An 8103-nucleotide genomic window follows, 5' to 3' on the forward strand; every position below is an offset into this window, starting at 1 on the left:
TTATCATTTTACTACCAGGTGCCAAACGCACATCACAGGACTATGCACCACAAGGATTACTGCTAAATCGCCAAAGCTACTAACAGCAAATCCAGGTGGCCGGTCTCTGAACAAAATTCAGCTCACCAGCAAACAGTCCTGCACCTGTACATCAGCAATTTTTTAATACTCATCCTCATTAAAGAAGAAATCTTCCTTCGTCGGATAGTCCGGCCATATTTCTTCAATATTTTCATAAGGCTGGCCGTCATCCTCCAGCTCCTGCAGGTTTTCTACTACCTCCATCGGAGCACCTGAACGGATAGAGAAATCTATCAGTTCGTCTTTAGTGGCTGGCCATGGAGCATCCTCCAGATATGAAGCTAATTCTAGTGTCCAATACATAATTCTCTCCTATATTAAGTTTTTTGCGGTTATTTACTGCAATTAAAGTCTATTTACTTCTACCTTCTGTCTAAACGAACGGCTTTCTCTTTCAGCCGCGAATATACATTTTTGTACGTGATAAAATTTTTACGTTACAAAAAAGTTCCAAAAAAAATAAATATCTGCTTTTAGCACAGGCAATAAACAGCACAAAAACGAATGGTTTTCTTCGAAAGAGAAATAAAAACCAGTCAGTATATTTTCTTTTAACAGCCCTTAACACTAAAAAGAGCAGGATTTGCTGAAATCCTGCTCTTTAACTTTAAGCTTGTAAAAGTAAATTTGCCGATGTAAGAAAACCTGTGTTTACCTATAGTCTTTACCCCGATTAACAGTTGTTCAAGATGCGCCAAAGGAACAAAACTCCCTACCGCTCAAAGCTATTCCTGAAGTTGCTGCTGCAGCTCTTCCTGCAGAAGGCGCTTTACCTCCACTTTTTTCTCCTGCATCCGCAGTTTTGCATCCATCATTTTATTAATCCGGTTTTTACCTGTATTCAGGCTGGCAAGGTTCTCACGAAAGTTTTGAAGCTCCCTTTCATCCCGCCCCAGCAGGTCGCGCAACAAGCGAAGTTTTAGTCGGATCATTTCCTTCTCATCCTTTTCTGAAAAATCGCGGCTCTTAGCCTGGGCCAGTTTGTGCAGAAATTGCTTTTCCTTAATCAGGCCAAGCGTACGGAAGAAAGCATCATTTACCGCCCCCTCAGCCCCGCCACTAAACCCGAGGTTTTTAAATTCTTCCTGCAGTTGCTGTACTTTTTTAGCCGCATCCTTATCTTTTTCATTAATTGCCTGCAGTTTCTCCAGTAACGCTTTTTTAGCGTTTAAAACCTCTGGTTTTGGCTTTTGCTGAAAACGCTTAGCGGGCGCAGGCTGCTTTTTAAGAGAAGCAAAAACAGGTTTCACTACCGACTGAAACTCATTCCATAACTCGGCCCGCTTCGGTGCCGGCACCTGGCCCAGCATTTTCCACTCAACCTGTATAGCCTTTATTCCTTCCGCTGCCTCCGGGGCTGGTTTATTTTTCGCCAACTGACGGGCCTTTTCGATGAGCGCCTGATACTGCTCTACCCGCTCGTTCATCATCTTGTTACGGTCCTCGTAAAAAGCATTACGCCTTTCAAAGAAGTCGTTAATCAGGGAATTAAATTTTTCCTCATAAGCCTCCTGATAGTCTGCGTCGAGTGAGCCGGTTTTGAGCCAGCGCATTTTTAAATCTTTTGCAAATTCAGAGGCAGCTTTCCAGTTGCTTACCTGCTGTAGCTGCTCCCCTTCGGCCAGGAGCGCAGTTTTTATTTCCAGGTTTCTTTTCCGGTTCTGGCTTATTGTTTCCTGTATGTGAGCCTCCAGTGCTTCCAGCTTCCTGTAAAGGGCCGGAAAATCACCTAGTCCATCATAATCTGCTAAGGTTTCCTTCCAGTGCAGAAGTTTCATCAGGTACGAGCCTTTATTGCTGGTGGCATGCACATCCTGCTCCATCTGGTTAATTTTTTCTTCCAGATGGTGAAAACGCTGCTCATAATACTCCAGTGCAGCCTCCTCCGTATCTTTTACTTCACCAATTTCTTTTTCCGGGAAGCCTTCCAGGGCCTTCCGGTACACCTTACCATCACGGATAATCCCGTACTGATTTTCACTCACGTCGAAACAATTTAATTTTACAGTCAGGAAGCGGGCAGTTTGCTTGACTTCCTGAAGAAATAAACTTTACTTAAAGCCAATCGCAAAATAAATAATTCCCTATAAAGAGTGCAGCAAATTTGATTATTTTTGCATATTGACGCTTAAAACGAGTATACATGAGCAATGAAAAGATAATTTTTTCCATGTCGGGGGTAAGCAAGATATATCCTCCCAAAAAGCAGGTACTAAAAAATATTTACCTTTCTTTTTACTACGGTGCCAAAATTGGCGTACTGGGTTTAAACGGGGCGGGTAAATCCTCTCTGCTACGAATTATCGCCGGCAAGGACAAGGAATATCAGGGCGAGGTAGTGTTTTCGCCCGGCTATACGGTAGGCATGCAGGAACAGGAACCACAACTGAATCCAGACAAAACCGTGCGTGAAATTGTGGAAGAAGGCGTGCAGGAAATCGTAAACCTGCTGAAGGAGTTTGAGGAAATCAACCTTCAGTTTGCCGACCCGGCCGTTATGGAAAATCCGGATGCAATGGACAAGCTTATCGAGAAGCAGGGAAAAGTTCAGGAGAAACTCGATGCCGCCAATGCATGGGAACTTGATAACCGCCTGGAGCGTGCCATGGATGCCCTCCGCACCCCTCCCGGCGATGCAAAAATCGGCAATCTTTCCGGAGGTGAGAAGCGCCGTGTGGCCCTTTGCCGCCTGCTGTTACAGGAGCCGGATGTGCTGCTGCTCGACGAACCTACCAATCACCTCGATGCTGAATCGGTACACTGGCTGGAGCAGCACCTGCAGCAATACAAAGGCACTGTTATTGCCGTAACACACGACCGCTATTTCCTCGACAACGTAGCCGGCTGGATACTGGAACTCGATCGTGGCGAAGGCATTCCGTGGAAGGGTAACTACAGCAGCTGGCTGGAACAAAAACAAACCAGATTAGCCAAAGAGGAAAAAACCGAAAGTAAGCGCCAGAAAACCTTACAGCGAGAACTGGAGTGGGTGCGCATGTCGCCAAAAGGCCGCCACGCCAAGTCCAAAGCCCGTATTTCGAACTACGAGAAAATGCTGGGAGAGGAGAGCAGGGAGAAGGAGCAGAAGCTGGAGCTATATATACCACCAGGGCCACGCCTTGGCACCAAAGTGATAGAAGCGCATGGCGTTTCGAAAGCCTTTGGCGATAAGCTACTCTTCGAAGACCTGAGCTTTAGCCTTCCGCAAGCGGGTATTGTAGGGGTAATCGGGCCAAATGGTGCTGGTAAAACTACGCTCTTCAGGCTTATTACAGGCAAGGAAAAGCCAGATGCCGGTACTTTTGAGGTAGGTCCCACTGTAAAGGTAGCGTACGTAGACCAGGAACACGGCTCTCTCGATTCTGACAAGTCAGTATGGGAGAATATATCGGGCGGACAGGAACTGATGTTGCTCGGTGGCCGCGAAATAAACTCCCGCGCCTATGTAAGCCGCTTTAACTTTAGCGGCGAAGATCAGGGCAAAAAAGTAGGCAAACTTTCCGGAGGTGAGCGGAACCGGGTACACCTGGCGATGGCGTTGAAAGAAGGTGCCAACCTTATCCTGCTCGATGAACCTACCAACGACCTCGATGTAAACACGCTCCGGGCACTGGAAGAAGGCCTTGAGAACTTTGCCGGCTGCGCGGTAATTATTTCGCACGACCGTTGGTTCCTCGACCGGGTAGCTACACACATTCTGGCTTTCGAGGGCAATTCGCAGGTCGTATTCTTCGACGGCAACTATACGCAGTATGAAGAAAACCGCCGGAAGCGTCTGGGCGATGCAGATCCTACCCGCCTGAAGTATAAGAGTCTGGCATAGTCTTTTACAGTTTAGAAGGATGGGCAGGAAGTGTTAAACCACCGGATATCATCTGCCACCCCATCCAACAAGCCACACAAAATCAGTCCTTTAGAGAAAAAATATCTCTAAAGGGCTTTTTTTTACATAACCGGCTGCAACCTTTTTCCACCGGCTTGCATCTACCTTAAAAGCAGCTTAATTTGTTCCTATGAAAAGATTGATTCAACAAACCCTCGTTTTGGCAGGAATTCTTTTTCTGGCCACCTCCTGCCTCGATATACAGGAGAGTATTTACATGCGCAACGATGGCTCCGGTAAATTTGCTATAACCGTCGATTTGGAAGGGATGCAGAATCTCATCCGCTTAGCAGAACAGTTTAGTGGCGAACAAACCTCCGAGCAGGACGTAATGGAAGAAGTAGATATAAACTTTGAAGACCTCCGGCAGAAACTTGAAGAACAGGAAGGCATCAGCCAGGTTAAAACCATCCGCGAGAATAATAACAGCCTGCTGGGTATTGCTTTTGAGTTTGAAGATGTGGCAGCACTCAACCGGGCCCTCAAGGAAATCAATGACAGCAAAGAACCTAAAACAGATTACTTCGCTTTTGAAAGAGGACAGTTAAAAAGACTCAACACACTGGGTATTGAGGAGCAGGTACAACGCAAAATGGAAACGGATATTGATATCTCTATCGATGGAGTAATGCTCAGCAGTCTGCTGGAGGATATGTCATACACCACCAAGTACACTTTCGAGAAGCCGGTAAAAGAAACCAGCAATCCCGCATCCAAAATTACCAACGAAGGCCGTACCGTTTCGCTTACCTACTATTTCTTTAATGATAAAAACGGCACCAATTCGCTTGAGAATAATATTTCTTTCTAAGGAGTGGCGGTGATAGTCCTTTCACCGCTCCTCTTCCCTCTCCAGTACATGCTCACCAAACCCCCAGTCCGCTTTATCCTTTTGCAATTGTTCCAGTGTCGCGGCATCTAGCTTCACATCTACCAAGGTAGCAAGATCCGGCTGCCCGGCATCTACCCAGGCTGTGTACCAAAAGCTACCAATCATTCTGATAGCCGCCCGCATTTGCCGCTCCACCTGTCCCTGCAGCAACTCCTGGTACGCCTCAGAAAACTCCCGGCTGTACACCCTTACCGTTTGCCCGTTACGCTCCTCAAAACTAAACTTTTTATCTTCACCAAAGCTTAAAGTCAGCCGCTTCTCCAGTGTGAGCACAGAGTCCAGCCCTTCGTGTGCAATTACTACCGCCTCCCAAATCGCCTCCTGAGGTTGAGGCAGGTAATGCGCCTTACCTACAAAGAAATCATATTCACCGGCAAATATTTCCGGCAGGCGTGATTCCCAGAATCCATGGATTCCCCGCTGACCAGTGAGCTGCCCGTTATAATTTACCGTCGTATGCAGGGGCACGTGTGCATCGGCTATGTAATGACCTAAATCGGCCGAAAGGCGTAGTATTTCCGCCACATCTTTTTCCTGAAATGCCTTCGTGAGCCAGTGCTTCATACGATAAACATGCCAGGGTACAATACCATAGGCTCTTAAAGTATCTTCGGAATAAAGCTCCACCGCCTGCTGCCAGTACCGCGGCATTTGATAGTGAGCACTGTCACCATACACATCAACATCAATAAAATGCCGCTCCGCCTCTCCTTCCACTGCATATCGGCGACGATCGGGGTTTACCGCATTTTCAGTAATGTACTGAATGTGAATTTTGTAAAATGGCAGCATTTCGGGCGGCAAAGTAAACACTGCCAGGCGATTAATCAGCTGATGCGCGTAAAACCCCCAGAGAGATCCATTTTCGCTAAATGCATGAACAGATCTTAGTGAGAATGATCCACCCCTGAAGGAGGAGCGAAGAACCCAAGGTTTAAAAGCAGGAAAATTATCTACAGACCCCGGGAAAGGCTTTCCCAATCGGGCTTTATCAGGCTCCTCCAGCCACTCCTTTGTGGAGCCATCAGTTTTAAAATAAGGCAATGAAGCAGCTGCCAGAGACTGGCTGCAGATCAGCAGAAAGAGGAAGAAATACAGAAAGGGCTGCATGCTTTTTAGCATAGCAACCTATAGAAAAGTCGATTTGTTTAATGGATTGATAGCAAACCGGAAGGGCTATAAAACAAGCTGCCCTGGCATAAAAACACCAAGGCAGCTATTTCCAACTTTAACCAATAAAAAGAAAAAAACTTTCAAAACTTCAGGCGAGAAAACTAATTAGAAACCTAGTTAACTGCATCCTCATTTTTTTTATTTTTGTCCCTCCCTTTTCCGCCCGAATTCGGGAACTATAAAGGAGAGGCAAATATCTTAAACTCTTTCTCCCTCAGGAGAATTAACTTAAAGCTTCATTCAACTTAGCGTGGCTCTTGTAAACACACAAAATTGACACTGCCTGCGAAATAAAGATCGACTCAAATCATCTTAAGCGGAAGACTGAGCCATTCTCTCTAATTTTAACTATATTTAGAGGCTTTATTTTGTTATATGCAAGATATTAAGTAAAACTTGAAATTGCAAGTATAAAAATTAAAATAAATTTGGGAAATAAAGCATTATTCGGGAACAACTTCAAGAAATACCGGAAAAAGAAGGGAATATCGCAGAAGGAATTTGCCCGGAAGCTTCTTGATGCTACAGGTAAAGACCTGACACTCACCAGCATTTCCAATTATGAAACCGGGCTCCACATGCCTCCCCCGCAAATACTCCCGGCCATTGCAGAAATTTTGGGTGTTTCCATCGATGCACTCTTCGGCATTGACCAAAAACCGGTACAGACGAAACCCTCCGGCCCTGAGGTAATCAGAAAGTGGAAAGGGGAGCTGGAAAAAATTGAAAAGGAATTTATTATTTCAAAATCAAAAAATCCGGAAGGGCTATGCGACCAGCAAAAGAAGGGCGCTTATTATTGCGAGAGCCTGCTCCACCTGACAAAGGCGCAACAGGAAGAACTGGTCATTATCCAGACAGAGCTGAGCACCATTCAGGAACTCATCAGCCTTTTCAAAAAGTAACACCACCTGTTTAGCAAGAGTATCGCGCCCTGCAGTAAAATTTCCTGTAATAACCCCCAAATAAGCCACCTCTCCATTAAAATGCATTTACCGCTATCATTTAATTATAATTAAGGAACAAGCAACTGGCACTCCCCCTACAATAAAATACTTTTGCTTTGAAATTATGGAGAAAGGTATTACATTTGCAAACTCAATTTAAAGCAAGAAATTAGAGCTAATTAAGATAAAATGGCAAATCACAAATCAGCACTGAAAAGAATTCGCGCAAACGAAGCAAAGAGACTGCGTAACAGATACCAGGCGAAGACTACCCGTACCTTTATTAAGAAACTACGCAACACGGCAGATAAAGCAGAGGCTCAGGAGCTTTATAAGACGGTAGCTTCCATGATCGACAAACTTGCCAAGAAAAACATTATTCACAGAAATAAAGCAGCGAACAACAAATCTAAACTGGCTAAGCACGTAGCAAGCCTGTAGTCTGCTTATTCTGTTCCCATTCCTGAAGCCCTGCCTTTCCGGCCAGGGCTTTTCTTATTTGCTTTTTGCCCACTCCTACTCAATTAAAACATTCGCCCCCTCCACCGGCTTTTACCTAAAAAGCAGTACCATGGAGGAGAAACAGCGTTTAGGAATATTAAGCTGGGCCGAAGAAGACCGCCCGCGGGAAAAACTCCTGCTAAAAGGCAAATCCTCGCTCTCTGAAGCAGAACTACTGGGCATTCTCATTGGCTCAGGCACCCGCTCCCTTTCGGCAGTAGACGTTTGCAAGCTTATTTTACAGTCGGCCGACAACGATCTTAACCAGCTGGCAAAGCTTACTATAAAAGATTTACAGCAGTTTAAAGGCATTGGCGAGGCCAAGGCCATCAGCATAGTCGCGGCCCTTGAGCTGGGGCGGCGACGTAAGGAGACCCCACCCGTAAAGCGCCCAAAAATTACCTCTTCGCAGGATGCTTACGATGCCATTAAGCCCGAACTCTGGGACCAGCCACACGAGGAATTCTGGCTCCTGATGCTGAACAGGGCTAATCAGGTAATTCGGAAGGAGCGCTGTAGTACAGGCGGGGTTTCGGGAACAGTAACGGATCCTAAAATTATTTTTAAGGCCGCCCTGCAGCACCATGAGTGGTCGGAAGAAATTCCGGCCACTTTTTTTATGTTTT

Annotated in this window: 8 protein-coding genes; 5 read left to right on the forward strand and 3 right to left on the reverse strand. The window is 45.8% G+C overall.

All coding sequences use genetic code 11. The annotated features are described in order from the left end of the window. Positions 1–162: 162 nt before the first annotated feature. Entirely contained in the window at positions 163–384 is a 222-nt protein-coding gene (locus F752_RS0116445; protein ID WP_017732842.1) for a DUF2795 domain-containing protein, read from the reverse strand. Positions 385–806: 422 nt separating this feature from the next. After that, entirely contained in the window at positions 807–2066 is a 1260-nt protein-coding gene (locus F752_RS0116450; RefSeq protein ID WP_017732843.1) for a DUF349 domain-containing protein, read from the reverse strand. A gap of 158 nt (positions 2067–2224) precedes the next feature. Between F752_RS0116450 and ettA the strand changes: the two genes are divergently transcribed. Together ettA and F752_RS0116460 are read left to right on the forward strand one after the other, a co-directional pair. Beyond that, entirely contained in the window at positions 2225–3904 is a 1680-nt protein-coding gene (gene ettA / locus F752_RS0116455) for an energy-dependent translational throttle protein EttA (RefSeq protein ID WP_017732844.1), read from the forward strand. 190 nt (positions 3905–4094) lie between these two features. Beyond that, positions 4095–4775, forward strand: a complete 681-nt coding sequence (locus tag F752_RS0116460) for an RNA recognition motif domain-containing protein (protein ID WP_152425169.1) — start codon at positions 4095–4097, stop codon at positions 4773–4775. Between the two features lie 21 nt (positions 4776–4796). Here F752_RS0116460 and F752_RS0116465 read toward each other — a convergent pair whose 3' ends face one another. Further along, positions 4797–5966 carry a zinc dependent phospholipase C family protein gene (locus F752_RS0116465; RefSeq protein WP_017732846.1) on the reverse strand — a complete coding sequence of 390 codons (1170 nt, stop codon included), beginning with the start codon at positions 5964–5966 and terminating at the stop codon, positions 4797–4799. 491 nt (positions 5967–6457) lie between these two features. Between F752_RS0116465 and F752_RS0116475 the strand changes: the two genes are divergently transcribed. The 3 genes from F752_RS0116475 to F752_RS24415 all read left to right on the forward strand — a co-directional run. Continuing rightward, on the forward strand, positions 6458–6934 hold the full coding sequence (locus F752_RS0116475) for a helix-turn-helix domain-containing protein (RefSeq protein ID WP_017732848.1): 477 nt from the start codon (positions 6458–6460) through the stop codon (positions 6932–6934). 231 nt (positions 6935–7165) lie between these two features. Beyond that, entirely contained in the window at positions 7166–7417 is a 252-nt protein-coding gene (gene rpsT, locus F752_RS0116480; protein ID WP_017732849.1) for a 30S ribosomal protein S20, read from the forward strand. Between the two features lie 130 nt (positions 7418–7547). Continuing rightward, positions 7548–8103: JAB domain-containing protein (locus F752_RS24415; protein WP_051049914.1), on the forward strand; the 556-nt coding region annotated here is incomplete at its 3' end.

This window comes from Nafulsella turpanensis ZLM-10, assembly GCF_000346615.1.
Taxonomy (GTDB): domain Bacteria; phylum Bacteroidota; class Bacteroidia; order Cytophagales; family Cyclobacteriaceae; genus Nafulsella; species Nafulsella turpanensis.

What these genes read in the sequence shown, in the direction of transcription:
- F752_RS0116445 (WP_017732842.1), bottom strand. Translation starts at nt 384, where the DNA reads ATGTATTGGACACTAGAATTAGCTTCATATCTGGAGGATGCTCCATGG.
- ettA (WP_017732844.1), top strand. Translation starts at nt 2,225, where the DNA reads ATGAGCAATGAAAAGATAATTTTTTCCATGTCGGGGGTAAGCAAGATA.
- F752_RS0116460 (WP_152425169.1), top strand. Translation starts at nt 4,095, where the DNA reads ATGAAAAGATTGATTCAACAAACCCTCGTTTTGGCAGGAATTCTTTTT.
- F752_RS0116465 (WP_017732846.1), bottom strand. Translation starts at nt 5,966, where the DNA reads ATGCAGCCCTTTCTGTATTTCTTCCTCTTTCTGCTGATCTGCAGCCAG.
- rpsT (WP_017732849.1), top strand. Translation starts at nt 7,166, where the DNA reads ATGGCAAATCACAAATCAGCACTGAAAAGAATTCGCGCAAACGAAGCA.